Origin of the sequence: Rhizobium sp. K102 (assembly GCF_022385315.1) — a bacterium.
GTDB classification, from domain to species: domain Bacteria; phylum Pseudomonadota; class Alphaproteobacteria; order Rhizobiales; family Rhizobiaceae; genus Rhizobium; species Rhizobium croatiense.
Genome location: NZ_CP092436.1, coordinates 344,162 through 370,138 on the forward strand (window position 1 = coordinate 344,162; position 25,977 = coordinate 370,138).

Annotated in this window: 23 protein-coding genes and 2 pseudogenes; 16 read left to right on the top strand and 9 right to left on the bottom strand. The window is 61.9% G+C overall.

The window, feature by feature from the left end; all coding sequences use genetic code 11:
* The first annotated feature begins 136 nt into the window (after nt 1-136).
* On the top strand, nt 137-1,084 hold the full coding sequence (locus MHI61_RS07625; protein ID WP_239791539.1) for a dihydrodipicolinate synthase family protein: 948 nt from the start codon (nt 137-139) through the stop codon (nt 1,082-1,084).
* Between the two features lie 199 nt (nt 1,085-1,283).
* Nucleotides 1,284-2,669 carry an MFS transporter gene (locus MHI61_RS07630; RefSeq protein WP_239791540.1) on the top strand — a complete coding sequence of 462 codons (1,386 nt, stop codon included), beginning with the start codon at nt 1,284-1,286 and terminating at the stop codon, nt 2,667-2,669.
* A gap of 117 nt (nt 2,670-2,786) precedes the next feature.
* Here the strand turns inward: MHI61_RS07630 and MHI61_RS07635 are convergent, their stop codons facing one another.
* Entirely contained in the window at nt 2,787-3,095 is a 309-nt protein-coding gene (locus tag MHI61_RS07635; protein WP_239791541.1) for a hypothetical protein, read from the bottom strand.
* Nucleotides 3,096-3,431: 336 nt separating this feature from the next.
* Here MHI61_RS07635 and MHI61_RS07640 point away from each other — a divergent pair, with 336 nt between their 5' ends.
* A complete protein-coding gene (locus MHI61_RS07640) occupies nt 3,432-6,839 on the top strand; it encodes a response regulator (RefSeq protein ID WP_239791542.1) in 3,408 nt (1,135 codons plus the stop codon).
* Between the two features lie 26 nt (nt 6,840-6,865).
* On the opposite strand, the gene mnmD is transcribed toward MHI61_RS07640, so the two are convergent.
* Complete coding sequence (gene mnmD, locus MHI61_RS07645) at nt 6,866-7,594, bottom strand: tRNA (5-methylaminomethyl-2-thiouridine)(34)-methyltransferase MnmD (protein ID WP_239791543.1); 729 nt, start codon at nt 7,592-7,594, stop codon at nt 6,866-6,868.
* On the opposite strand from mnmD, the gene MHI61_RS07650 reads away from it, so the two are divergent.
* From MHI61_RS07650 to MHI61_RS07685, 8 genes and pseudogenes are all read left to right on the top strand, one after another.
* The gene (locus MHI61_RS07650; protein WP_239791544.1) at nt 7,593-8,771 is read left to right on the top strand and encodes an FAD-binding oxidoreductase; all 1,179 of its coding nucleotides are present in this window, start codon (nt 7,593-7,595) and stop codon (nt 8,769-8,771) included. The genes mnmD and MHI61_RS07650 overlap by 2 nt on opposite strands.
* A gap of 114 nt (nt 8,772-8,885) precedes the next feature.
* Nucleotides 8,886-9,593, top strand: coding sequence for a DUF1045 domain-containing protein (locus MHI61_RS07655; RefSeq protein ID WP_010031288.1), 708 nt, complete (start codon nt 8,886-8,888; stop codon nt 9,591-9,593).
* A 113-nt stretch (nt 9,594-9,706) separates the two neighbouring features.
* Nucleotides 9,707-10,630 (top strand): allantoinase PuuE, encoded by a 924-nt coding sequence (puuE, locus tag MHI61_RS07660; protein WP_239791545.1) that lies wholly within the window; start codon nt 9,707-9,709, stop codon nt 10,628-10,630.
* Nucleotides 10,630-11,130 (top strand): 2-oxo-4-hydroxy-4-carboxy-5-ureidoimidazoline decarboxylase, encoded by a 501-nt coding sequence (gene uraD / locus MHI61_RS07665; protein ID WP_239791546.1) that lies wholly within the window; start codon nt 10,630-10,632, stop codon nt 11,128-11,130. The genes puuE and uraD overlap by 1 nt, the downstream gene beginning before the upstream one ends.
* Nucleotides 11,127-11,489: a HepT-like ribonuclease domain-containing protein gene (locus MHI61_RS07670; protein WP_010027740.1), complete on the top strand. Its 363-nt coding sequence runs from the start codon at nt 11,127-11,129 to the stop codon at nt 11,487-11,489. The genes uraD and MHI61_RS07670 overlap by 4 nt, the downstream gene beginning before the upstream one ends.
* A gap of 5 nt (nt 11,490-11,494) precedes the next feature.
* A pseudogene (locus MHI61_RS07675) lies at nt 11,495-11,994 on the top strand (ureidoglycolate lyase).
* Nucleotides 11,991-12,347 carry a hydroxyisourate hydrolase gene (gene uraH, locus MHI61_RS07680; protein WP_064684440.1) on the top strand — a complete coding sequence of 119 codons (357 nt, stop codon included), beginning with the start codon at nt 11,991-11,993 and terminating at the stop codon, nt 12,345-12,347. Before MHI61_RS07675 ends, uraH begins: the two are co-directional and overlap by 4 nt.
* Nucleotides 12,348-12,349: 2 nt before the next feature.
* Nucleotides 12,350-13,090: a metallophosphoesterase family protein gene (locus MHI61_RS07685; RefSeq protein ID WP_239791547.1), complete on the top strand. Its 741-nt coding sequence runs from the start codon at nt 12,350-12,352 to the stop codon at nt 13,088-13,090.
* Nucleotides 13,091-13,117: 27 nt separating this feature from the next.
* On the opposite strand, the gene MHI61_RS07690 is transcribed toward MHI61_RS07685, so the two are convergent.
* From MHI61_RS07690 to MHI61_RS07705, 4 genes are all read right to left on the bottom strand, one after another.
* Complete coding sequence (locus tag MHI61_RS07690) at nt 13,118-14,830, bottom strand: flotillin domain-containing protein (protein ID WP_239791548.1); 1,713 nt, start codon at nt 14,828-14,830, stop codon at nt 13,118-13,120.
* Entirely contained in the window at nt 14,827-15,474 is a 648-nt protein-coding gene (locus tag MHI61_RS07695) for an OB-fold-containig protein (RefSeq protein WP_239791549.1), read from the bottom strand. The genes MHI61_RS07690 and MHI61_RS07695 overlap by 4 nt, the downstream gene beginning before the upstream one ends.
* A gap of 5 nt (nt 15,475-15,479) precedes the next feature.
* The gene (locus MHI61_RS07700; RefSeq protein WP_239791550.1) at nt 15,480-16,619 is read right to left on the bottom strand and encodes a PspA/IM30 family protein; all 1,140 of its coding nucleotides are present in this window, start codon (nt 16,617-16,619) and stop codon (nt 15,480-15,482) included.
* 181 nt (nt 16,620-16,800) lie between these two features.
* The gene (locus MHI61_RS07705; RefSeq protein ID WP_239791551.1) at nt 16,801-17,412 is read right to left on the bottom strand and encodes a CDP-alcohol phosphatidyltransferase family protein; all 612 of its coding nucleotides are present in this window, start codon (nt 17,410-17,412) and stop codon (nt 16,801-16,803) included.
* Nucleotides 17,413-17,612: 200 nt separating this feature from the next.
* Between MHI61_RS07705 and MHI61_RS07710 the strand changes: the two genes are divergently transcribed.
* From MHI61_RS07710 to MHI61_RS07720, 3 genes are read left to right on the top strand one after another with little or no spacing between them, the layout of a single operon-like run.
* Complete coding sequence (locus MHI61_RS07710; RefSeq protein ID WP_239791552.1) at nt 17,613-19,397, top strand: bifunctional alpha/beta hydrolase/class I SAM-dependent methyltransferase; 1,785 nt, start codon at nt 17,613-17,615, stop codon at nt 19,395-19,397.
* 11 nt (nt 19,398-19,408) lie between these two features.
* A complete protein-coding gene (locus MHI61_RS07715) occupies nt 19,409-20,737 on the top strand; it encodes a phosphatase PAP2/dual specificity phosphatase family protein (protein ID WP_239791553.1) in 1,329 nt (442 codons plus the stop codon).
* Nucleotides 20,734-21,174 (top strand): hypothetical protein, encoded by a 441-nt coding sequence (locus MHI61_RS07720; protein ID WP_239791554.1) that lies wholly within the window; start codon nt 20,734-20,736, stop codon nt 21,172-21,174. Before MHI61_RS07715 ends, MHI61_RS07720 begins: the two co-directional genes overlap by 4 nt.
* Before the next feature lie 69 nt (nt 21,175-21,243).
* Here the strand turns inward: MHI61_RS07720 and MHI61_RS07725 are convergent, their stop codons facing one another.
* The 3 genes from MHI61_RS07725 to puuD form a co-directional block, all read right to left on the bottom strand.
* Entirely contained in the window at nt 21,244-22,386 is a 1,143-nt protein-coding gene (locus MHI61_RS07725) for an alpha-hydroxy acid oxidase (RefSeq protein ID WP_239791555.1), read from the bottom strand.
* 151 nt (nt 22,387-22,537) lie between these two features.
* Nucleotides 22,538-23,848, bottom strand: coding sequence for a guanine deaminase (gene guaD / locus MHI61_RS07730; protein ID WP_239791556.1), 1,311 nt, complete (start codon nt 23,846-23,848; stop codon nt 22,538-22,540).
* Nucleotides 23,845-25,083 carry a urate hydroxylase PuuD gene (puuD, locus tag MHI61_RS07735; RefSeq protein WP_239791557.1) on the bottom strand — a complete coding sequence of 413 codons (1,239 nt, stop codon included), beginning with the start codon at nt 25,081-25,083 and terminating at the stop codon, nt 23,845-23,847. The genes guaD and puuD overlap by 4 nt, the downstream gene beginning before the upstream one ends.
* Nucleotides 25,084-25,155: 72 nt before the next feature.
* On the opposite strand from puuD, the pseudogene MHI61_RS07740 reads away from it, so the two are divergent.
* Together MHI61_RS07740 and MHI61_RS07745 are read left to right on the top strand one after the other, a co-directional pair.
* Nucleotides 25,156-25,432 (top strand): annotated as a pseudogene (locus tag MHI61_RS07740) (peptidase E); the annotation flags it as partial.
* A gap of 162 nt (nt 25,433-25,594) precedes the next feature.
* Nucleotides 25,595-25,927 (top strand): hypothetical protein, encoded by a 333-nt coding sequence (locus tag MHI61_RS07745; RefSeq protein WP_038690579.1) that lies wholly within the window; start codon nt 25,595-25,597, stop codon nt 25,925-25,927.
* Nucleotides 25,928-25,977 lie beyond the last annotated feature (50 nt).

The following is a 25,977-nucleotide window of genomic DNA, read 5'->3' on the forward strand; positions in this document are numbered from 1 at the left end:
CGATCAGGCGCTATCTGGGAACATGCACCAAAAAGGAGTTGACTCCAGAAAATTCGAGAACGATAGTGGGAACGTTCCCATAAACGTTCCCATCGCTGATCGTAAATAAGCAGCGATCGCTAAGGAGGAGATCAAGATGCAACCGATGGATCTGCGCGGGCTAAGCCCGGCGCCGGTTACCGCCTTCACCCGCGACGGCGAAGTCGATCACAAGGCCAACGCGAAGATCGCCAAATGGCTGGTTTCGATGGAAGGGGTCAAAAGCCTCGTTATTCTCGGCCATGCCGGCGAGGGCACTTTCCTTACCGAGGAGGAGCGCCTTGCTCTCATCCGCACCTATGTCGAGGTGGTCGATGGCGCCGTGCCGATCATTGCGGGGATCACCGGCGAGGGTACAAGGGTTGCTGCCGATGAGGCGAAAAAGTGCAAGGACGCCGGCGCCACCGGTGCGCTGGTCTATCCGAACCATGGCTGGCTGCGCTTCGGCTTTCAGAAGGGCGCTCCCCAGGATCGCTACAAGGCGATCTGGCAGGAATCCGGCCTGCAGTGCATCCTGTTCCAATATCCTGACGCCACCAAGGCATCCTATGACCTCGAGACGCAGCTGGCGATCGCCACGCAGGAAGGCGTCGTCGCCACCAAGAACGGCGTGCGCAATATGAAGCGCTGGTATGTCGAAATTCCGGAACTGAAGAAGGCCAACCCCAATCTTCAGGTTCTGAGCTGCCACGACGAATGGCTGCTGCCGACCATGTTCGACGTCGACGGCCTGCTCGTCGGTTACGGCAATATCGCGCCGGAATTGCTGATCGATCTGATCAAAGCGGGCAAAGCGCAGAACTATCCGGAGGCCCGGAAGATTTTCGAACGCCTTCTGCCGGTGACGCGGGCCGTCTATCATCGCGGCTCCCACATGGAAGGCACCGTGGCGCTCAAACTCGGCCTCGTGCATCGTGGTATTCTCGATCATGCGACCATCCGCGAGCCGCTGAAGAACCTTGGCGAAAAGGCCGAAGCGGAAATTTTTGCCGCCTTCGATGCCGCCGGCATCGGCCGCGTCGACCAGCTCCTGGCTGCCGAGTGATGCATTCGACGCTCCTGCGCTTGCCGCAGGAGCGTCATTCCGATGGGGAGGAAACCATGGAAAGCAGCTTTTGCCGAAGATGGCATCTCCTTTTGAAGCCCATTGCACTGACAGGACAAGCTGACACGCAGCGATAACCATCAAGCAGGAGCGCCCCTGGCCGGGAGAGTGGTAGCCACGTGGCGAGAAGGAGGAACCAATGAATGTCATGCAGCCTATGCCGGCCGAGGCGGCGAATGCCGCCGATCCTCAGGCCGAAATCAGCGCTCGCCTGGAGCGTCTTCCCATTACCCGCGAGGTTTTCTGGGCGCGCAATATCATCGGCGCAGCAACGTTTTTCGATGGCTACACGGTGATCGCCATCGCTTATGCCATGCCCGTGCTGGTGCGCGAGTGGGGGCTCAGCCCCTCACAAACCGGGATGATCCTGTCGATGGGTTATCTCGGCCAATTGATCGGCGCCGTCCTGTTCGGCTGGCTCGCCGAGAAGATCGGCCGGTTGAAAGTTCTTCTGTTCACCATCCTGCTCTTCGTCAGCATGGATGTCGCCTGCCTGTTTGCCGCCGGCGCCGGCATGATGATGGCCTTCCGCTTCGTCCAGGGGATCGGCACGGGCGGTGAGGTGCCGGTCGCCAGCGCCTATATCAACGAGCTGATCGGATCGAAGGGGCGCGGCAAGTTCTTCCTTCTCTACGAGGTCATGTTTCTGCTCGGCCTGGTCGGCGCCGGGCTGATCGGCTACTTCATGGTGCCGGTCTACGGCTGGAAGGCGATGTTCGTGGTCGGCCTCGTTCCCGCAATCCTGATGATCCCGTTGCGCTGGTTCCTTAAGGAGTCGCCGCGCTGGCTCGCCGCAAATGGCCGCTACGAGGAAGCCGACGCCATCGTCACCCGTATGGAAGAGAGTGCCCGTGCAGCCGGCAAGGAGCTGCCTGAACCGAAGCGCGTCCCGGCGCCCGTCCGTCGCACATCCGACTGGCGGGAGCTCTTCCAGGGCATTTACCTGAAGCGGACGCTCTCCATCTGGGCCATGTGGTTTACTGCCTATACGGTCGCCAACGGCACGATTACATGGCTGCCGACGCTCTACCGGCAGGTCTTCAACCTTCCGCTGCAAACGAGCATCTTCTATGGATTCCTGACGTCGCTCGGAGGCGTGATCGCCGCCGTCATCTGCGCGTTGCTCATCGATAAGGTGGGGCGCAAGCGCTGGTACACCGGCGCGCTGCTTCTCGCTCCCCTGCCGCTTCTGGCTCTCGCATGGCTCGGCGCAACCTCCGCCATACAGGTTCTGGTCCTTGGCGGGCTTGCCTATGCCATCGTCCAGACCGTCACCTTTTCGCTCTATCTCTACTCGGCGGAAATCTATCCGACGCGCCTCAGGGCGCTCGGAACGGGAACCGGCAGCGCCTGGCTCCGCCTGGGTTCATCGACCGGCCCGATCATCGTCGGCACGCTGATGTCTTCCCTGGGCATTCAATATGTGTTCGCGAGTTTCGCAGCCATCCTGATCGTCGGCGCGATCGTGACGATGTTCTTTGCCGTGGAAACCAAGGGCCGCGTTCTGGAGGAGCTTTCTCCGTAACGGATGCAGTTCCGGTGCAAACAATTGATCTGGCGGGCGAAAGCCCGCCAGATCAGCTCGTTGTAACTGGCAAACCGCCGCCGCCGGGAGGTCAAACGGCGCCGGATGCGGCTTGCTCTATTCCGGGCAGACCTTGACGCGATAGGGCTCGCCCCAGCGATCGTGCCGCCATTCGATATGGCAATAGGACGGCCGGTAATAGCTTCGGTAAATGGGGTAAGGGCGATAGACGGGATAGGCCCGATAAACGGGGTATGCGGGGCGGGCGGCCTCGGACAGCAGCGCGCCGCCGACGACGCCGGCGGCGAGGCCGCCCCAGAAGGCATTGCGTGGACGGGCATCGGCGGTGGTGGCGGTGGCGAGCGAGGCGCCGGCAAGGGTCAGCGCGATCAGGCCCGTCGCCATGGTCTTATGAAGAACGGACATGTTAACTTCCTTATCTAGACTGGCTTCGATAAAGCCATGTTCAGACTCCGCCCTGATCGCGGCGGCGCGATGGCTGCGCAAGCGCTTGTCGCATTAAGTTTTCGTCATGATTTCAACGGCCCGTGACATGGCAGCTCGTTGTTCAAGGCGGCAGATTGCCGACTGCGCCCCCCGTCCTTTCAGTCTCGTGCAGCCCGGGCGGTCAATCTGGGGATCTTCGGCTCGGTGAGCGGCTTAAAAATCCGCTGCTGAAATATATGGTTAAAACCTTGTTAAAAGCCTTGGCGTTATAGTCTTTGTCGTTGATATTTCATTTATTGCGGGAGCGACAATTTCTTGAAATCAGCCGGGGACATATTGGAGTTGGCTTGCCGCCGGATCGCTGATCTGGATACCCCCGCCTATGTCAAGAACAGCGAGCTGCGTTATGTCGCCGTCAACGAGGCCTACGCCCGTTTCCTCGGCTGCGAGATCTCCGATTTCATCGGCAGGCGCAGCCGCGAACTCTTCGACCGTCCCGAAGAGGAGGAGCGTGAGGACAAGGAACGTCGCGCGCTGGTATTCGGCACCGAGGAAAACGCCATCTGCTTCGACGCGACAAGCCTCAACCATGAGCGCATCCAGATCGAAAGTTTCTCGCCGTCGCCGGAGCGGATCTATGTGCTCGGCATCTTCGAAGCCCGCGAGCGCCGCGCCGTCGGCAACAAGGGGAGCGGCGGCAGCCGTCAGATTGTAAACGATAACGGGATCGCAAGCGACCCTGGCTCAGCTGCCGATCTTGCCCAGGTGCGTGAGGCACTGGAAAAGCTCGATCACCCGATCGGCATTTTCGCCGCGGACGGCCGCCCGCTGGCTGTCAACGCCGCTCATCGCAAGGGTGCACGTCCTGCGCCCGCCGGCGATTCGGCCTGGGGTGACAGCATCAGCGAACTCGACGCGCTGCGCACCGTGCTGGAAGATCTGCCGGTTGCCGTCTTCGTACGCGACGACAAGCATCGCTTGATCTATGCCAACAAATATTACGAGACCTTCAGCGGCGGCACCCGCTCCGAGTATCTGGGAATGACCGAACACGAGATGTTCGGGCCGGAAGGTGCTGAGCCGATCTACCAGGAAAACCTGCTGGCGCTCAGAGATGGTATTTCGGTGGAGCTCGAGAGCGAGATGCCGAGCAAGGGCGGCCGCGTCTATCCCGTCATCTCGCGCGTCAACCGCGTCATCACGGCGGATGGGCGAACCTATGTCGTCGGCTCCTTTTCCGACATCTCGCCGCTCAAGGAGCGCGAGAAGGCGCTGATCGCCTCGCGCAAGCAGGAAGAAGTGCTGCATCAGGATATCGAGAGCATCCTGCGTTCGCTGCCGATCGGCGTGCTGATCCTTGATAACGACCATCGGATTCTCTACGTCAACGACGAATTCTACAGCATCTGGGAGCTGCCGCGCGAGGATCGTTTCGACGGGCGCCCCTTCATCGATGTCATTCGCCGGAACTACGAGCTCGGGCGCTACGACGGGACCCGAACGCCGGAAGAGCTCTATGCCTTTCGCAAGCACTTGTTCGAAGCCGAGGAGCCGGAGCCGATCGAGGTCGGCTGGGCGGGCGGCAAATCCGTCATCTTCGACAGCCGGCGCATTTCCAACGACCGCATCCTGCTGACCTATGCCGATATTTCGGCAGTGCGCGAGCGGGAGAAGGAAATTCACGAGACCCGCGCCGCGCTCGAGCGGGTCGGCGAAATGATGCGCGATGCCACGCACGCCATGTCGCAAGGGCTTGCCATCGTCCAGGACGGCATCATCAAGATGTCCAACGAGGCGATGGCCGATATCCTGCAGATCCCGCCGCATTATATCGCGGCCGGCCAGGGCTGGCTCGGCATGTTCGAATTCTGCGCGGCGCGCGGCGATTTTCACGATGCGGCGGCCGAAATCCTGGAGGGCTGGCGCGCCAATATCGCGGCAAGGCAACCGATCTCCACCGTCTTCCATGTCGCCGGCGAGCGCTGGGTGAATATGGATGCGACGGTCAGCACCGGGCAGCATTGGGTGGCCCTGTTTACCGATGTCACCGAGCTCAAGAGCCGTGAGGAGGAATTGCGTGAGCTGCTGTCGCGCGCCGAAGCCGCCGACCGCGCCAAATCCGAATTCCTCGCCAATATGAGCCATGAGATCCGCACGCCGATGAACGGCGTGCTCGGCATGGCGGAGCTGCTGGCCAAGACCAATCTCGATACGCGCCAGAAAACCTTCATCGACATCATCGTCAAGTCGGGCAATGCGCTGCTGACGATCATCAACGACATTCTCGATTTCTCCAAGATCGATGCCGGACAGATGACGCTGCGCAAGGCGGCTTTCGATATCACCGAAGCGGTGGAGGATGTGGCGACGCTTCTCTCATCGCATGCCGCCGAGAAGAACATCGAGCTGCTGGTGCGGGCCGCACCCGATCTGCCCGCCGCCGTGATCGGCGATGCCGGCCGCTTTCGGCAGATCGTCACCAATCTCGTCGGCAATGCCGTCAAGTTTACCGAGCGTGGCCATGTCTTTGTCGATGTCGGCTTCAAGACCGTCGCCGGCGGCGAGATCATGGCGAATATCCGGATCGAGGATACGGGTATCGGTATTCCTCAGGAAAAGCTGGAATCGGTGTTCGACAAGTTCTCGCAGGTCGACGCCTCCTCGACCCGGCGGCATGAGGGAACAGGCCTCGGACTTGCGATCACGGCCGGGCTCGTCGACCTCTTTGGCGGATATATCAAGGTCGAGAGCCATTGGGGCAAGGGCTCGGTCTTCACCGTCAAACTGCCCTTCGCGGTGGCGGCCGCCCACCTCGAGCCGAAGCCGCTGCCGATCAACGTGCAGGGCGCGCGCATCCTCGTCATCGACGACAATGAGGTCAACCGGCGCATCCTCACCGAGCAGCTGTCGCTCTGGGGCTTCGACGGCGTCGCTGCCGAAGGCGGCGGCACCGGTCTTGCGATCCTGGAGGCGGCGGCCGATCTCGGTGTTACCGTCGATGCCGTCATACTCGACTATCACATGCCCGACATGAACGGCGCCAATGTCGCCCGCCGGCTGCGCGCCGATCCCCGCTTTGTCGAGCTGCCGATCATTTTCCTGACGTCGATGGATATCTCAGGCACGGAAAAGGAGTTCGCGGCGCTGAACGGCCAGGCGCATCTGATGAAGCCGGCGCGCGCCAACGTGCTGCGCAACACCGTCGTCGAGGTGGTTCGCGCCCGGCGCGTGAAGCAGGCTTCGCAGGCCGAAATCACCCGGTTGCAGGCCGAAACGGCCGTGCCGGCACCGGTGCCTGCGCCGCAGAAGCGGGCGGCTGAATTCGTCGACGTGCTCGTCGCCGAAGACAACGAGGTCAACCAGATCGTCTTCACCCAGATCCTGCAGGGAACGGGGCTCTCCTTCCGTGTTGTCAATAACGGGCAGGAGGCAGTTGCGGCCTGGGAGAGCCACACGCCGCGCATCATCATGATGGATGTCTCGATGCCCGTCATGAACGGCCATGAGGCGACCCGGACGATCCGCGAACGGGAAAAGGGGCAGGGCCAGCGGGTGCCGATCATCGGCGTCACCGCCCATGCGCTGGAAAGCGACCGGGAGGCTTGCCTCGACGCCGGCATGGACGACTACATGTCGAAGCCGATCAGCCCCGAACTGCTAGAAGAAAAGATCCGGCAATGGCTCGGCAAGGACGACCAGCAGCCGGGACGTACGAGCTACTGACCCGAACCGACGAATGCCGACAAGCTCTAGCTGGAAGGCGCCTTCACGCCGCAGAGCATTTCCCGCTTGCCGGCGAACCCTTTGCGGCGTTCCACGGCAAAACCGGCGGCGATGAGATTGCGGCGCACGAAGCCGGCCGCGGCATAGGTGGCGAAGGTGCCGCCGGCGACGGTCTTTTCGCAGACCTGACGCATCAGGTCATCCGACCACATGTCGCCGTTCCGCGACGGGGCGAAGCCGTCGAGATACCAGCCGTCGAAGCCCGGCTTCGCTGTCATGACGCCGTCGAGGGCCGGGCCGCAGACGACGCTGAGCCGCGTCTGATCGTCGAGGTCGAGCGAGACGGTCCCATCAGGCGTTTGCGGCCAGGCCGCTGTCAGCGCGTCGCGCTCGGCATCGATCTCCGGCCAGTGCGAGAGCGCCCGGCCGATCTCTTCGCCGCGCATCGGATGGAGTTCGAAGGAGATGAAATGCAGATGCTGGCCGGCCACGCGATGCTGCTTCCATTGCCGCCAGGTCTCGGCGAAGTTCAGGCCGGTGCCGAAGCCGAGTTCGCCGATCACGAATGTCTGCCGCCCGCTCCAGCGCTCCGGCAGGCCGTTGCCGGCGAGGAAGACGTGGCCGCATTCCAGCCGGCCATCCGTCTGGCAATAAAAATGATCGCCAAAGGTCGTGGAATAGGGCATATCGCCGTCGCGCCATTCGAGCGGCTGCGGCGCGCCCGCGCCAATCTGATCTGGGTTCACGTCTGTCATGGAAAAAGCCGATAGTCCTGCGCCGGCGTCCGGTCAATCTTCTTGCGACCTGCTGATCGTCGGCGGCGGCATCATGGGCCTCTGGGCGGCCGTCCATGCCGAGCGACGTGGCATAAGCACCCTTCTTGCCGATGCCGGCAGGCTGGGCAGAGGTGCGAGCGGCGGGCTGCTCGGGGCGCTGATGCCGCATATGCCGGACCGCTGGTCGCAGAAGAAGCAGTTCCAGTTCGATGCGCTGGTCTCGCTCGAAGCCGAAATCGCCGCGCTCGAAGCGGCAACCGGGCTTTCCGCCGGCTATAACAGGTCCGGACGACTGATCCCGCTGCCGAAACCGCATCTCAACCGTATAGCCCGCGGCCATTCCGAGGACGCCGAGCGCCACTGGCGGGCAGGCGAGCGCCGGTTCCACTGGCATGTGCTCGACAGGCCCGATGTAGACGGCTGGGTCGAGGCCTCTGCCGGCGAGAGCGGTTTCGTGCATGATACGCTTGCCGGCCGCGTCGCCCCCCGCTCGCTGATCTCAGTGCTCGTCGCCTTCCTGCAGCAAGCAAAACATGTGCGCATCATGGAAAACGCCGATGTCGCTGCGCTCGATCCGGACCGAGGCACGGCCGCGATAGGCAGCGAAACAGTCACCTTCGGCCGCTGCATCCTGGCCGCCGGCCATCGGTCTTTTCCCCTGCTGCAGGATCTGACGCCTGGGCTGAAACAGCCGCTCGGCCAGCCGGTCAAGGGGCAGGCGGCGCTATTGAGGGCGGAGATCGACCCGGCGCTGCCGACGATCTTCCTCGACGGTCTCTATGTCGTCGCGCATGAGGGCGGGCATGCGGCGATCGGCAGCACCAGCGAGAACCGCTTCGACGATCCCGTTTCGACCGATGCGCAGCTCGACGCGCTGATCGAGGCGGCGCGCGCCATCGCTCCGATCCTTCGCGACGCGCCGATCGTCGAACGCTGGGCGGGGCTTCGCCCGAAGGCCATCGATCGCGATCCGATGATCGGCCGCCATCCCGACCACCCGCGGCTCATCGCATTGACTGGCGGTTTCAAGGTCAGCTTCGGCCTCGCCCACCGGCTGGCGGAGGCGGCAGTTTGTATCGCAGGCGATATAGATTGCGAATTTTTCCTGCCGGAAAGCTTTGCGATTTCAAGCCATATCGCTGTGGCTTCACGTTAAACGTGAATTAGATACAGCTGTGTTTCGTTATTCTGTCATGCAAATCACCTATCTGCTTGCGCATCGGCAGCGCCCAATTTCAGCGGCGCTCACTTCCTTGATGGAGGAAATTGCATGCGCTATGCCATTTGCTTCACGCCTCCGGCGAGCGACCCGCTGTCGCTCGTGGCCGCCAATTGGCTCGGTCGAAACGTATTTTCCGGCGATATGCTGGAGCCTCCAGCGGTCCGCGGCCTCGGCATTCACGAGATCGCCTTCCATACAGCCGTGCCGCGGCGCTATGGTTTCCACGGCGTCCTGAAGGCGCCGTTCCATCTGTCCGGCGATATGTCAGAATCGCAACTCCTGCGCGATCTCATGCGTTTTGCCGGGACATTCGCTCCCTTCCAGATTTCACGTCTCGAAATTGCCCGGCTCGGCAGTTTCTACAGCCTGATGCCGAGCGCTCCTTGTGAGCAGATCCAGTATCTGGCTTCGGCGATCGTCCAGGAGTTCGATCGCTACCGCGCGCCGTTGAGCGAAGCTGACATCGAGCGCAGCGATCCGGATGGATTGTCGGCGGCGCAGTTCGCCAATCTGCATCGTTGGGGCAATCCTTATGTCATGGACGAGTTCCGCTTCCATATGCCGGTGACAGGCTCCATCAACGCAATCGACATGCCCCGCATCGAACCGGCGCTGCGAACGATCTTCGAGCCCGTCCTGAGGGAGCCGGTGATGGTTTCGAACGTGGCATTGATGATCGAAGAGGGTACCGGCGGTCCCTTCCGCGTCCATTCGTTGCATCCCATGGGCAAGGTCAGCGCCCGCAGGATCGCCTGAGTAAGCGTTAAGCTAAGCGATTGTTCCGAAAGGATAAATTCTGCCGCGCAGTTTCCGTCTCGACATTCCGGCTGCGGATGATACCGTTCCCCGTCTTTTCGGAAGGTGATTTGATGGTATCCGAGACTTATCCGCGCAATCTCGTCGGCTACGGGCGTCAGACGCCCGATCCGAAATGGCCGGGCGAGGCAGGCGTTGCCGTGCAGTTCGTCATCAATTACGAGGAGGGTGGCGAAAGCTCGATCCTCGACGGCGATCCGGCTTCCGAAAACCTGCTGTCGGAAATCGTCGGCGCAGCCGCCTGGCCGGGGCAGCGCAATCTCAACATGGAATCGATCTACGAGTATGGCTCGCGGGCCGGCTTCTGGCGGCTCTGGCGGATGTTCACCGATCTCAAGGTGCAGGCGACCGTCTACGGCGTGACGCTGGCGATGGCGCGAAACCCCGAGGCCGTCGCCGCCATGAAGGAGGCCGGCTGGGAGATCGCAAGCCATGGCTACCGCTGGCTGGAATACAAGGATTTCCCCGAGGATCTCGAGCGCAAGCACATTCTTGAGGCCGTGCGCCTGCACACCGAACTGACCGGCGAGCGGCCTTACGGCATGTATCAGGGCAAGCCTTCCGACAACACGCTTCGGCTGGTGCAGGAGGAGGGCGGTTTCCTCTATTCCTCCGATTCCTATGCCGACGACCTGCCTTACTGGGTGAAGGGTGTCGACGGGAAACCCTTCCTGATCATTCCCTATACGCTCGAAACCAACGACATGCGCTTTGCCACGGCGCAGGGCTTCAACGCGGGCGATCAGTTCTTCACCTATTTGAAGGATGCCTTCGACACGCTCTATGAGGAGGGCAAGGCGGGCAGCCCGAAGATGATGTCGGTCGGCCTGCATTGCCGCCTCGTCGGACGGCCCGGCCGGGCGGCGGCGCTGAAGCGCTTCATCGAATATGTGCTGAAGCACGACAAGGTCTGGATTCCGCGCCGCATCGAGATTGCCGAGCACTGGCACCAGCAGCATCAGCCGGACGCGCTCTGATGATATCGCGCGAGGATTTCGTCTCCCGCTTCGGCGGCGTCTTCGAACATTCGCCTTTCATCGCCGAGCGCGCCTATGACAACGGCAGCGTGAGGGAGCCACTGACGGCATCAGGCGTGCATGCGGCACTTGCCGCCATCTTCCGGGCGGCAAGCCGGGAAGAGCGTCTCGGCGTGCTCCGCGCCCATCCCGATCTCGCCGGGCGCCTGGCGATCGCAGGAGAACTCACCGAAGACAGCCGCAAGGAGCAGTCGGGAGCCGGTCTCGACCGGCTGAGCCCGGCCGAGCATGCCCGCTTCAGCGAACTCAATTCGGCCTATGTCGAAAAATTCGGCTTTCCTTTCATCATCGCCGTCAAAGGGCTCGGCAAGGACGACATCCTTTCGGCCTTCGAGAAGAGGATCGGTAATGGCCGGGATGAAGAATTCGTGACCGCAACGGCGCAGGTCGAACGGATCGCACTGCTGCGCCTGACATCGATGTTGCCGGAGGGTGAATGAGCGAGCCGCGTGCTATCGACTATCTCAATGAAATGCAGAAGGCGGCCGCCGAAGCATTGTATTTTGTCGGCGGAATGGATGAGGCGGCCTTCGCCGAGGACAATCTCACTTTCAAGGCCGTTGCCTTCTGCCACTTCACCATCGGCGCAGCTGCATCCCGCCTGCTCGTCACCCATCCGGAATTTGCCACCGAGCATCCCACTTTGCCCTGGACGAAAATCTGCGGCACGGGCAACCGTATTCTCGAAGACGTCTTCGCGCTCGATCCCTCCGACATCTGGGAGGCAACCTATCGCACGCTGCCGGAACTTCTTGTCGAGATCGATGCCATTCGTCACTGGCATGCCGAAGGCGAGTGAAGCCGTTGCCCGAATTTCTCGACATTCGTCCGTTGACCAGATCGACCTTCGCCCCGTACGGCGAGGTGATCGAAGCCGATCCAGCCTCGATGCGGCTGATCAATGGCGGCACGACCGAGCGTTTTCATGCGCTGGCCACAGCCGAGGCGGCGGGCGAGGGCGCGCACGTCATTATCAATCTGTTTCGCGGCCAGCCGCGCAGCTTTCCCTATGATGTCGACATGATGGAGCGCCATCCTTTCGGCAGCCAGAGCTTCTCGCCGCTTTCCGGCCGTCCCTTTCTCGTCGTCGTCTCCGACGATGAGAACGGGCGCCCGGCCGGCCGCAGGTGTTTCTCGCGCGCGGGGATCAGGGGGTGAATTACCGCCGCAATGTCTGGCATCATCCGCTGATGGCGCTTGGCCAGCCCTCCGATTTCTTGGTCGTCGATCGCGACGGACCGGGCAACAATCTGGAAGAATTCTTCTTCGAAACCCCCTTCGTCATCAAAGAGCCAGCCCCATGACCGGACTGACCACGCATGTTCTCGACACCACCCTCGGCAAGCCGGCCAAGGGCCTCAGGATCGATCTTTTCCAGCTCGAGGGCGAGATCCGCAGGCATCTGAAGACGGTCGCGACCAATGCCGACGGCCGGATCGATGGCGGCCCGATCCTCGCCGGCGAACATTTCCGCGTGGGGATTTATGAACTGGTCTTCCACGCCGGCGATTATCTCAGGGCCTGCGGCACGCCGCTGCCACATCCGGCTTTCCTCGATCTGGTGCCAATCCGTTTCGGCATTGCCGACGTCACGGCCCATTACCATGTGCCGCTACTAATCTCGCCCTATGGTTATTCCACCTATCGGGGCAGTTAGAGATGCGTTTTGCCGCCATCGCCGATATCCACGGCAACCATTTGGCGCTCGAGGCGGTGCTGGCCGATATTCGCGCCGAAGGCGTCGAGGAGATCGTCAATCTCGGCGATGTCTTCAGCGGGCCGCTGGAGGCCGGACGGACGGCGGATCTGCTGATGCCGCTCGGCCTGACGTCGGTGCGCGGCAATCACGACCGCTATCTGGTTGAGCAGAATCCGGCTTCCATGCATGCCTCGGATGCCGCCGCCTATCGGCAATTGTCGCCATCCCAGCTCGACTGGCTGCGCAGCCTGCCATTCGATGCCGTCTATCGCGGCGAGGCCTATCTCTGTCATGCAACGCCCAAAGACGACAATGTCTACTGGCTGGAGTCCGTCTCGCCGGAGGGCATCGTTTCCCCGAAGCCGATCGAAACGATCGAGGCGTTGGCTGAGGGCATAGACCTGCCACTGATCCTTTGCGGGCACACGCATATTCCCCGCGCCGTCCGTCTCTCCGACGGCCGGCTGATCGTCAATCCCGGCAGCGTCGGCTGCCCTGCCTATGACGACGATCTGCCCTATTATCACAAGGTCGAAGCCGGCCATCCGCTGGCCGGCTATGCCATTCTGGAAAAAACGCCTGCGGGATGGACGTGGCAGTTCCGCAACGTCGCCTATGACAATCTTGCGATGTCGAGACTGGCTGCGGAAAACCGCCGGCCCGACTGGGCGAGTGCGCTGGCGACCGGCTGGCTGCGGTAGCCGGCCACCTTCGCGCGCGATAGGAGATTACTCCTTCGGAGGAGCAGCGGCGATAGCCGCCTGCGCGGGTGCGGCCGATACGACAGGTGGGGCCGCGGGCTTGGCGCTGTCGAGACTTCCAAGCAGGGATGAGATGGCATTGTCGCCTTCGAAGCCGGCTTCCTTCAACAGCTTGTCGAGGATCGGTTTATTGGCCTGGTAGGCGAGCAGCTGGCCGGCCAGCCCGTCGCCCATGCCGATGCCGTTGTCGCCGTTCGCGCCACCGCGGCCGAGCATGCCGCCGGTGTCGAAAATCCTGATGTCGGAGATCTTTTCGATCGGCTTGACCGCCTCGGCAAGTGCTTCGGGAATGATGCGGATGCGCTCGCGGGTGATCTCGAACTCGATGATGGTCTGGCTGAGCTTGTTGCGGGCTTCATTGAGCAAGGCCTCGCTTTCCGCGGCGGCCTTGCCGGTTTCGAGAACGCCCTTGGCCTTGATGATGGCCGCATCGGCTTCGGCGGTCGCGAGCGTCTTGATGGCTTCCGCCTGATCGATCGCGGCCTGCTTCTCGGCCTCGGCGCCGACGGTCACGGCAGTCGCTTCGGTTTCGGCTTTCTTGCGCGCGTCGATCACCGCGATCTGCTTTTCGCGCTCGGCAATTTCGATCGCCTTGGCCGTGCCGACTTTTTCCTCTGCCGCTATTGCCCGAGCGCGGGCCGTTTCGGCAGTCGCCTTCGCCTCGGATTCTTCACGGCTCTTGTTGGCAACGGCGATGGCGCTCTCCTGGGCGACGATCTGAAGGTCGCGCTTGGCTTCGGTATCGCGCTGCTGGACGGCGCGGGCCGCATCGATGTTTGCGCTTTCGCGGGCCTGCTTGGCGGCCGCCTCACGTTCGGCGATCGCCTGCTCGGAGGCGATGCGGGCTTCCTCTTCGGCACGTTTTGCCGCCTGCTCCTGCTGGGCGGTTTCGGCGCGCGTCGCGGCGGATTTATTGGCGATGTCGCGTTCCTGGCTGAGCTCGGCTTCCCGCTTCGTCCGCTCGATGGCGAGCGACTGCTGGCGGGCCTCCAGATCCTTCTGCGCAATGGCGACTTCGGTATCGCGGACGATCTCGTTGCGCTCCTTCTTGCGGCCCTCGGTGATGCGCGTCAGCGCCGCCAGACCCTGTGCATCGAAGAAGTTGTTGGCGTTGAAATGCTTGATATCGGTCTGGTCGAGGCGTGTCAGGGAGACGGATTCGAGCTCGAGACCGTTCGACTGGAGATCGGCGCCGACGGCTTCCTGCACGGCCTTGACGAAGTCCATGCGCTGCTCCTGCAGCGCGTCGAGATTCATGGTCGCAGCCACCGAGCGAAGGCCGTCGACGAATTTCGCTTCGATCAGGATGCGGAGCGCCTCGGCGTCGTTGGTGCGGCTGCCGAGCGTCTGGGCGGCCAGCGCGATCGAGGAGCCGTCGGGCTTTACGCGTACGTAGAATTCGGCGCCGATATCGACGCGCATGCGGTCCTTGGTGATCAGCGCATCGCCTTCGCCGCGGCGGACTTCGAGGCGCAGCGTCTTCAGGTTCACCCTGGCGATCGAGTGGAAGATCGGCAGGACGACGGAGCCGCCGTCGAGCACGACCTTCTGGCCGCCGAGTCCGGTGCGGACATAGGCCTCGTCACGGCTGGAGCGCGTGTAGAGAGAGGCGAGGACAAAGCCGATGCCGAAGATCAGGACGATGGTAATGCCGGCCGGTAGAAGAATGTCGTACATCATGGCTGCTCCCTGAAAGATTGATTGTTTGCACCGATGGGATCCACCAGTGCTGGAATGGCGATAAACACATCCGCCTTGCGATCGACGAGGAGAACCTGCGTGCCGATCTTCAGCGGGTCCTCGCCCTTTGCAGCCTTGGCTCTCAGAACATGCCAGTTCCCGTGCTGGTCCTTGACCCGGACGCGACCAGGCAGTCCCTGATCGAGCGGGCCGAGCGACACTTCTCCGGTCCGGCCGATAAGGGTGTCGAGATCGACGGCATAGGTCTCGTCATGCGGGACGATCCGCGCCACCGTCCGGCTCGATGCCCTGACCATGGGAAAGGTGACCGTCAAGGCGGGAACGACGGCGACAGCAGCGGGCAGTGGGGCCCAGAAAGCGCCGGCGACCGCCTGTACGGCAAAGCCCGCAATGGCGAAGAAGCCGAGCGCCATCATCAGGAGAATGAGCAGGGGAACGCCGCCGACATTGAGCCACGACAGGTAGCCCGCAATGCCGTCATGTCCGTGGAGATCCGGTTTTCCGAGAAGCTCCGTGATCGAAAAGCCCATGACCGTCGCGAGCATCTCGATCACGGTCAGGCCGACAAGCACGGCGGCGGCGATCGCAAAGGGAAGGCATTCAGGAGCGAGAAAAAGTCCCATCGGCGTTACCGGTTATCCGCCTTGAAACGCGCGAGGCGGGCTTCTATCGCCTGCTCGCGGTGCAATCGGTCGAGTTCGTCCAGTTCGGAACCATGGGCATGTTCGCCGGATGGAACGCCGGTCAGCCGCGAGACCGCCGCGGCGGCGCGGGCGGCGTCCGCGCCCGGCGTCGGTCTGTTGTGGCCGGCGAGAGCCTCTTCGGGATGCCTGGCGATGCTGCGCTTGAAATCGGCAAGACGGGCGTCGGCCTCGCGGCGCGTGGCGAGCACGGCCTGCAGGGCTTTCTGGCCCTCATCCACCTGCTCGCTCGCATCGGCCAGCGCCTTGTCGAGTGCTGCGATCTGGGATTCGAGATCGATCTGACGGGCGACGCCGGCCTTTGCGAGATCGTCGCGCCCGGAGGAGACCGCCAGGCGGATCTTCTCATCGAGCGCATTCATGTCTTCGGCGATTTCGTCCTTGCGGCTCTGGATGCGATATTCCTCGGCGCGCGCCTTGCCGAGATCGGCGCGGGCTTCCTCCGCGGCCGCATCGATTTCGCGGATCGCCTGTTCGATGACCGCGATCTTGTTGACGCCTTCCGCTTTGTCGATCGCTGCATTGGCGATGCCCGCGATCAGGCGACCCATGCGTGAAAGAATGCCTTCATTCGTCATGTTTTCCTCCATCCGAGCGGAATTCGGCGTGACGCCGATGTTAATCTCGTAGCGATCGTGATCCGCTACAAGGTATGCGGGAAAAATACTCTCCCATCCCCTGGAATAGCCCGCGACATCGAAGGGCACGGCAACGCGTCCGTGCACCGTGGCGATCGTGAGGTCCGAGGGGCCTTTGATGGCGAAGAGCTTGTCATCAAGCGGCAGTTGCAGCGGATCGGGGATGATGCCCCGATTGGCGGCGAAATCGCGCAGGCCGAGCGTCACCAGCCGCGCCGGCAGGCCCGTCTGCTCGCGGACGGTTTCATAGGCAAGCTCATGCAAAACGACCAGATTGGCGCCCGCTTTGTCGTCGATGAGCTCGGTCAGGATGTCGGTCATCCTGCGATAGGCGGCAATGGTGTCGTCCAGCGCTAGGCGGGCCTGGCCGTCAGGCGCCAGCATGTAGCGCAATAGCGATGGATGCGATGTCTTGCTCGTGGGTGCCATGGATAAAAACATAAAGCACCGCTTTTGTGCTTTCAAGAGGAGTTGCGCAAAATATACAACTTTTGTTTGGCTTATCGTCGGAAGAAGGAGGGACCGGAAGATGCAATTCGCAAGAAACAGCGTTCGACAGCCCCGGATCACATTGCCGGTCGACGAACCGCCGGCGGATCGGCTCCGCTTCCTACCGAGCGGCCGTGCGGGCCTCGCGAATACCGGCGCTGATACGGTTGATGATCGTCCATACCAGAAGGAGTGCCACCACTGCCCAAAGCCACGCAGTCCATGCTGCAAACGTGCCGCCAACGGCGATAAAGATGCCGAGCGCGCCGAAAAGCACCGCACGGTCGCTCTTGCCGAGGGGACCGTCGTAACGCCGGCTGGCGCCGACCGTTTGACCCAATACACCGGCAAATTCCGTCAGCACTGACAGGAATATGACAACCATTGCCGGCATCAGGCCGTTCGGATCCAGGAGCGCAAACGGCAAATACAGGGCGGTATCCGACACGACGTCACCGATCTCGTTGAGATAGGCGCCCAAAATGCTCTTTTGCCCATGTTCGCGCGCGAGCATGCCGTCAATGGCATTGAGACCCATGCGCAGGAGAAACCATGCAGGCACCAGCAGGAACCACTGCGGAAGCGGAACGACACTCAGGAAAAGGCCAAGTGCAACCGAGACGGCCGCGGCAACAGTCGTCACCTGATTGGCCGTGATGCCTCGCGCCGCCAGCGCGCGTACCAGAGGACGAAGGATATTCTGAAACCGGGACTTCAATTGATAAACAGACATGCTACCTCAGTGGAGTTTCGCGGCATCGGAAAAATCTATCCCAGCTCCGGCGGTGCAGAACGTCGTGCTTGTGGGGAAGCCGATACTTCATATCGGTTCTCGTATAGGGCTTACATTTGCGACTAGACTTTTGCAATGAATGCAAACCACTGTTCCGCCAATGGTTGCAACCCATCAACCGATCAGAATAGGAGTAGACCGTGCTGCAAACTGCCGATATCAGGCAACCGTCCTCGACGGCCAGGCCGATGCGTGAATCCGAATTCGTGTCGCATGATGGCACGCGACTCTTCTATCGGACGTGGCCTGCGACCGGTGCTGCACCGAAGGGCGCAATCATTCTTCTTCATCGCGGCCACGAGCATAGCGGCCGGGTCGCGCATCTTGCCGCCGAGCTCGGTCTCGATGATTTTGCCTTGTTCGCCTGGGACGCACGCGGCCATGGACGTTCACCGGGAGAACGCGGCTATTCGCCATCCTTCGCAGCCTCGGTGCGTGATCTCGATTGCTTCGTCCGCCATGTCAGCGAGACAAGCGGGACTGCCGTTACAGACATTGCCGTCATTGCGCAGAGCGTCGGCGCGGTCCTCGCCACCACCTGGGTGCACGACTATGCGCCGCAGATCCGTGCGCTCGTGCTGGCCTCACCGGCCTTCAGCGTCAAGCTCTACGTGCCTTTTGCGAGGGAAGGCATTGCGCTCTGGGAAAAGCTCAAGGGGACATTCTTCGTCAATTCCTATGTCAAGGCGAGGTTTCTGACGCACGATCCCGAGCGCATCGCCTCCTTTGAAGCCGACCCACTGATCACCCGGCCGATCGCCTCCAACATTCTGTTGCAGCTTTACGAAGCCGCGGCCCGCGTCGTCGACGACGCCCGCGCCATCACCGTGCCGACCCAACTGCTGATCTCCGGCAGCGACTGGGTGGTGCGACACGCGCCGCAGCACCGGTTCTACGAAAATCTCGGCAGCCGCATCAAGGAGCGGCATGTGCTTGCCGGCTTCTATCATGACACGCTGGGTGAGAGGGACCGTGCGATTGCGCTCGCCGAGGTCCGCCGTTTTATCGATGCGCGGTTCGCCGAGCCCCGGGCGCCTGCCGACCTTCGCACCGCCCATGTCCAAGGCTATACCAAGGATGAGGCGGACCGCCTCGCCAGCCCTCTGGACGCCACGTCTCCACGCGGCATCTACTGGGCGCTCAGCCGTCTCAACATCAGGCTCGGCGCATTGGTATCGGACGGCATAAAGACCGGGGTCAAGACCGGTTTCGATTCCGGTTCGACGCTCGATTACGTCTATGAGAACAAGCCGCAGGGGCTCGGTCCCGGCGGGCGGTTGATCGACAAGGTGTTTCTCGAGGCGATCGGCTGGCGCGGCATCAGGCAGCGCAAGCTGCATTTGCAGGAGCTGATCGAGGACGGGCTGCAGCGCCTGAAAGCAGCCGGCCGCAGCACCCATATGCTCGACATAGCGGCTGGGCACGGCCGTTATGTCCTCGATGCGATCGAGGCGGCTGCCGTGCGTCCCGATAGTGTGCGATTGCAGGATTATTCCCCCATCAACATCGACGCCGGCCGCAACAGCATTGCTGCGCGCGGGCTCGGTGATTTCGTGAGCTTTCGCCAGCAGGATGCCTTTGACGGCGAGGGGCTGGCTGCAATCACGCCGGCTCCGGATCTCGCAATTGTCTCCGGCCTTTATGAGCTTTTTTCCGACAATGCGATGATTGCCGCTTCGCTCAGCGGGATCGCCCGCGCGATGCAGCCGGGTGGCCTGCTCATCTACACCAACCAGCCATGGCACCCACAACTGGAGATGATCGCCCGCGCCCTGACCTCCCATCGCGGCGGCCAAGCGTGGGTGATGCGGCGGCGGACGCAAGAAGAAATGGACCAACTGGTCGCCGCAGCCGGTTTCCGCAAGATCGAACAGCGCATCGACCAGTGGGGCATTTTCACCGTCTCGCTGGCGGAGAGAATCTGAGGGCAAAGCCGTTGGGGCAGGCACGTTCTACTCTTTCCCAGTCAGCGCCGGTCCTGAAGCGGGCGGCGCTCTGGCTCGTCTTCCTGGCGCCGTTCTTCTATCTGACCTATGGCGGCGCCAATTGGCTGGCATCGCAACGCGCTCATGTGCCGAACATCGCCTTCGCATGGGAAAGCGCCATTCCGTTCCTGGCATGGACGATCATTCCATACTGGTCGATCAACCTGTTCTACGCACTTTGCCTGTTCATCAACACGACGCCGCGCGATGTGGATATGCTCGCGAGGCGCTACCTGACGATCCAGATAATAGCGATCATCTGCTTTATCGCCTTTCCTCTCGAAGCGACCTTCGTACGACCGGCCACGAGCGGCCTGCCCGGCTTCATGTTCGCCGTCCTCGGTGGCTTCGATAAGCCGTTCAACCAGGCGCCGTCACTGCATGTCGCGCTGCTGGTGGTGATCTGGGACCATCTGCGCGGCCGGTTGCCGCGCCGGGTGCGACTTCTCTGGCACTGCTGGTGCTTCCTGATCGGCGCCTCCGTGCTGACGACCTGGCAGCATCACGTCATGGACATACCGACCGGCATGCTGCTCGGGCTGTTTGCCGGTTGGCTTTTTCCGCGCGATGCTGCTTCCCCTCTTGCGAATTTCACTTTGAGCGGCGATCCGAAGTCGCGCCGTCTTGGCATCTGCTACCTGGGCGGTGCCGTCGCATTTCTCGGCCTTGCGGCGCTCTGTACTCCTCGATCACCCGCGGCACTCCTGTTGCTCTGGCCGGCCGTTGCGCTGGCGATCGTCGCCGCCGGATATTTCGGCGCCGGTCCGCAAATATTCCTGAAACGTGCCGATGGCCGGGCCCCGCTTGCCAGCCGCTGGCTGCTGGCGCCCTATCGGCTCGCCGCCATCATCAATGTTTGGTTCTGGACACGCAAAATGCCGGCATCGGTGGTGATCGCTGATGGCGTTCATCTCGGTCGTTTTCCACGGCGCCACGAGGCCGACGGTTTTGCCACGGTGATCGACATGACCGGCGAACTGCAGCGCCCGAGCGGGACGCTTGCGCGCTGGTGCAGCTTTCCCGCCCTCGATCTTATAGGTCTCGACAGGATCCAGGCGCGAGCCGCGGCTGATGTTATCGAAGCTGTGCGTCACGAGGGACCGGTCCTCGTCTGCTGTGCGCTGGGTTTCCAGCGGAGCGCCAGCGTCGTCGCATGCTGGCTGATCATCAGCCGACGTTGCGAAAATTCAGCCGAAGCACTGCAACTGATCGAACGCGCGGGGCGACGTGTTCATCTGCCCGCGGAACGTATCCATGCTGTGTCGGAGAGCGTGCAATGATGCAGTGGAAAACCGCGGCCTCCGCGGCGGCTCGAGATCTCGGTCGCAATGCAATCTTCTGCGGGCTGACAGCACTGTTGCCGCTGATCGCCGGCCCGATGATCGCGGGGTATCCGGGTGTGGCTCCAATGCTGGGCTGGCTCCTGATGCTCGTTTTCTGCGGGATTGTGCTTGCACTGGCGATCCATCTCCTCTTCGATACGCTGTTGTTTCGCCTCGCGGCGAGCCACGAGACAGAGGCCGCCGGCCTTGCCGCCGTCGACGACCTGTTGTCCCGAATGCAGCTTCGCAAGCCTGACAGGACGCCGCCCGGCCTCGAAAAGCGGATTGCCGGATCGCGCCGCATCGTCTGGCAGCAGCGTTTGGCGCTCGTCCTTTATCTCGGGATTTTAGCGATCCTTCAGCTCAATGCGAGCCATGCCCCGCCGCCAGCCTGAATTGCATATTGGGTGTGTGGCGGGTTTTCCCGGCCATCGGCGCGTTCAGGCGGTGCCGATACCTCTGCTTCAGGCTTGCCTCGATATGATCGATGCGTTCACGTCGTTGATGTCGCGTTTGCCGCAGAGCGCCATGGTGATGTCCATCTCCTTGCGGATGATGCCGAGCGCCAGCGTGACGCCCTCCTTGCCCATGGCGCCGAGGCCGTAGAGGAAGGGGCGGCCGATATAGGTTCCCTTGGCGCCGAGTGCTACGGCCTTCAGCGCATCCTGGCCGGAGCGGATGCCGCCGTCGAGATGGATTTCGATACGGTCGCCGACGGCATCGACGATGGCGGGCAGCATGCTGATCGAGGAGGGGGCGCCGTCGAGCTGGCGGCCGCCATGATTGGAGACGACGATCGCATCGGCGCCGGTGTCGGCGGCTGCCCGGGCGTCCTCCGGATCGAGCACGCCCTTGATGATCAGCGGCCCGCCCCATTGTTCCTTAATCCAGGCGACGTCGGCCCAGGAGAGCCGCGGATCAAACTGCTCGTGCGTCCAAGCGGCGAGCGAGGTGATGTTGGAGACGTTCTTGGCATGGCCGATGATGTTGCCGAAGGTACGGCGCTTGGTCTGCAGCATATCCAGGCACCAGAACGGCCGGGTCGCCATCTGCCAGACGTGTTTCGGCGTGAATCTCGGCGGCGCCGACAGGCCGTTGCGGAGGTCCTTGTGACGCTGGCCGAGGATCTGCAGATCGGCCGTCAGAACCAGTGCCGAACATTTGGCGGCCTTGGCGCGGTTGATGAGGCCGAGAACAAAATCCTTGTCCCTCATCACGTAGAGTTGGAACCAGAAGGGGCGCGTCGTCACCGATGCGACGTCCTCGATCGAGCAGATGCTCATGGTCGACAGTGTGAAGGGAACGCCGAACTCTTCGGCAGCCCGCGCCGCCAGCATCTCACCATCGGCATGCTGCATGCCGGTCAGGCCGGTCGGCGCCAAGGCCACCGGCATCGAAACTTTCTGACCGATCATCGTCGTTTCCAGCGTGCGGTCGGTCATGTCGACCATCACCCGCTGCCGTAGCTTGATCCGGCTGAAATCGCTCTCATTCGCCGCATAGGTCGACTCCGTCCAGGCGCCCGAATCCGCGTAATCGAAAAACATTTTCGGCACACGACGCCGCGCGAGTTCTTTCAGATCGGCGATCGTGAGCGGAGTGGCCATGAATTGAACCTTCACATCTAAATGCAATCAGCCGGCCTAACACGACATTTCGAGGAGCGTTAGGGGAAATCCTGGCATTAGGCTGCTTCGGGCCGCGGGTGGAACGAAAGATACAGTCGTCCGAAGGCTTCTATTTGGGAGCAAGCGGGTGTCATCGAAGCCCCGCTTTCATAGGTAGACCCGCCACATAGGTTTCGGCGATCGCCCGGTCGTCGCCCATCGTCTGCAAGAGGAAGAGTTCCTCGGGCAGGGTCTTCACCGCTTCCAGCTTCAGCGCCATGGCCGGGGTCGCTGCGGCATCAAGGACGACGAGATCGGCGTCGGTGCCGGGGTCCAGCGTGCCGATCCGGTCTGCCAGCGACAGTGCCTCGGCATTGCCGCGGGTCATCAGGTAATAGCTTTCCAGCGGGTTCAGCCGTTCCCCCAGCAACTGCTGGATCTTGTAGGCCTCGTCCATCGTCCTCAGCATCGAATAGCTGGAGCCGCCGCCAATATCGGTTGCGACGCCGATGCGGACCGCCTTTTCGCGTCGCGCCAGCGCCTTCAGCGGGAACAGGCCGGAGCCGAGAAAGAGGTTAGAAGTCGGGCAATGGACGGCGACCGAACCCGTCTCGCTCATGACATCGGCTTCGCGTTCCGAGAGGTGGATGGCGTGGCCGAAGAGGCTTTTCGGCCCGAGCAGGCCGTAGCGGGCGTAGATGTCGGTATAGTCGATCGCCTCGGGATAGAGCTCGCAGGTGAATTTGATCTCGTCTTGATTTTCCGAAAGATGCGTCTGGATGTGCAGATCGGGGAATTCGCGGGCAAGCGCTGACGTCGCTTCCATCTGCGCCGGCGTCGAGGTGATGGCGAAGCGCGGGGTAATGGCGACGTGATTGCGGCCTTTGCCGTGCCAGTCCGCTATGACTTGGCGGGTCTCATCATAGCCCATCTCAGGCGTGTCGAGCAGGCCCTGCGGCGCGTTGCGGTCCATCATCACCTTGCCGCCGACCATGCGCATGTTGCGTTTCATCGCCTCGGCGAAGAAGGCGTCAGCGGAGGTCTTGTGTACGGAGCAATAGGCGACCGCCGTCGTCGTGCCGTGGCGGATCAGTTCGTCGTAGAAATGCGTGGCGATCCTCTCAGCATGTGCGCTTTCGACGAAACGGCATTCCTCGGGAAAGGTATAGGTGTTCAGCCATTCGAGCAGGTTGGCGGCATAGGAGGCGATCACCTGCATCTGCGGAAAATGCAGGTGCATGTCGATGAAGCCGGGCAGGATCAGATGCGGGCGGTGATCAATCTCGACCACGTCAGCGGCTGCCTTAGCCTTGACGTCGGCATAGGGGCCGACCGACGCGATCAGCCCATCTTCGATCAGCAGACCGCCATCTTCCTCGTAGAGATAGCTCTGGCTGTCGACCAGAGTGAGCGGCGCGCGATGAAAGGACAGCAGGCGGCCATGCAGGAGTGTCGTCGTCATTGTTTCTTGCCTTCGACTGCGCTTTCGAACCAGGCGACGAGCAGCTTGCGTTCGTCCGGCGTCATATCGGTGATGTTGCCGGGCGGCATGGCATGGCTGCGGCCTGCCTGTATATAGATTTCACGGGCATGGGCGGCGATATCAGCGTCGTTTTCGAACTCGACGCCGTTCGGTGCTCGCACGATGCCCTCATAGGCGGGCTCGGCCGCGTGGCACATGGAGCAGCGTGTCGCGACCAGTTGCTTGACTGCGGGATAATGCGGATCGCCGGCGAATTGCTGGAAGGCGGGTGCCACCGCCGCAGCGTCCGTTTCGCCGGTCAGCAGCTTCGGCACCGTCGAAAGCCACATGATCAGGATGAAAAGGATGGCGGTGACGATCCAGGTCCAGGTCGGCCGGCCTTTCCTGGCATGGGTCGTGTTGAACCAGTGGCGGATGGTAACGCCCATCAGGAAGACCAGCGCGGCGATCACCCAGTTGAACTGTGTTCCGAATGAGAGCGGATAGTGGTTCGACAGCATGAAGAAGATGACGGGCAGGGTCAGATAGTTGTTGTGCAGCGAACGCTGCTTGGCGACCTGGCCGTATTTCGGATCGGGTGTGCGGCCGGCGATGAGGTCGGCGACGACGATCTTCTGGTTCGGGATGATGATCATGAAGACATTGGCCGACATGATCGTCGCGGTGAAGGCGCCGAGATGCAGGAAGGCGGCGCGGCCGGTGAAAAGCTGCGTATAGCCCCAGGCCATCATGACGAGCACGACATAGAGCACCGCCATCAGCCCCCAGGTGTTGCGCCCGAGGGGCGACTTGCAGAGGAGGTCGTAGACGAGCCAGCCGAAAGCCAGCGATGCCAGCGAGATCGCGATGGCGACCGGCGGGCTGATGTCGAGCACATGCCGGTCGATGAGGAAGAGGTCGGCGCCGCCGTAATAGACGATGCAGAGCATGAGAAAGCCGGAGATCCAGGTGAAATAGCTTTCGTATTTGAACCAGGTCAGGTGCTCGGGCATTTGCGCCGGCGCCACCAGGTATTTCTGGATATGATAGAAGCCGCCACCATGGACCTGCCATTCCTCGCCATAAGCGCCGGGCGGCAGATGCGGCCGTTTCACCAGTCCGAGATCGAGCGCGATGAAATAGAAAGACGATCCGATCCAGGCGATCGCGGTGATGACATGGAACCAGCGTGCCGCGAAGGCCAGCCATTCCCATGCTATGGCATATTCATACATCGAATTCCCCTAGCTTCCTCCGACTCGCGACTTTGCGGAAATTTTGACGGGGAGGGAAGAGGAGATTGAAGAACCGGCGGTTCGCCGGATGCCGTGCGGGATGTCGCGGCTTCCGATGTGGTGCCTTCCCGAGTTCTTTCCGCATGTGAATGACGATCCCGACTATCTCCCCTCGCTGTTGCGCTATAGCGAGAGGACGGCAAATCTCATTCCCGCATGCAGGGACGGCGAAGGTCTGATCCTCGGCAACGGGCTCGTCGAAGTCTTCGGCGCTCCGCTGATGATTTCCGGCGGTTTTGTCGAAGCTGCCGATCGCGGCCGCATCGTCGAACTGCTCTCCTGTGCCTAAAAGCTGCCGAGAAGGTGTGTATTTATCTCCGGCTTATACTCGGTCTGCTCATGCAGCAGGTCTTGAAACCATGACAATTCGGTTACAGTTATGTTTAAGGCCGCCGGAATGAAATAAGAACAGTGGATCAGCGGCGGCGCATTCATCGACGGAGAAGATGCCATGCGCAGCATTTTGACGTGTGTGATGATTGCATATGCGTCGCTGGCGACGGCTCACGACGCACCCTCGGGGTGGAGTTATGACCCGTATTGTTGCAACGGCGACAGTCATAATGGCGACTGCCAGATGATCCCTTCGAAAAGCGTGGCGGTGACGCCGGGCGGATATCGCGTAACGTTGCTGCCGGGCGACCACCGGCTGGTCACCCACGCGCATGTCTTCCTGCTGCCGATGACAAAGGCGATGCAATCCGGCGACAACGACTATCATCTCTGTCTGTTTCCGAACGAGGATACGCCGCGCTGTTTTTATGCGCCCGAGATGGGATTTTGAGACGAGTATCACAACAGTGGACCCGGCCGATGAACCGGGTCCAATCCGTG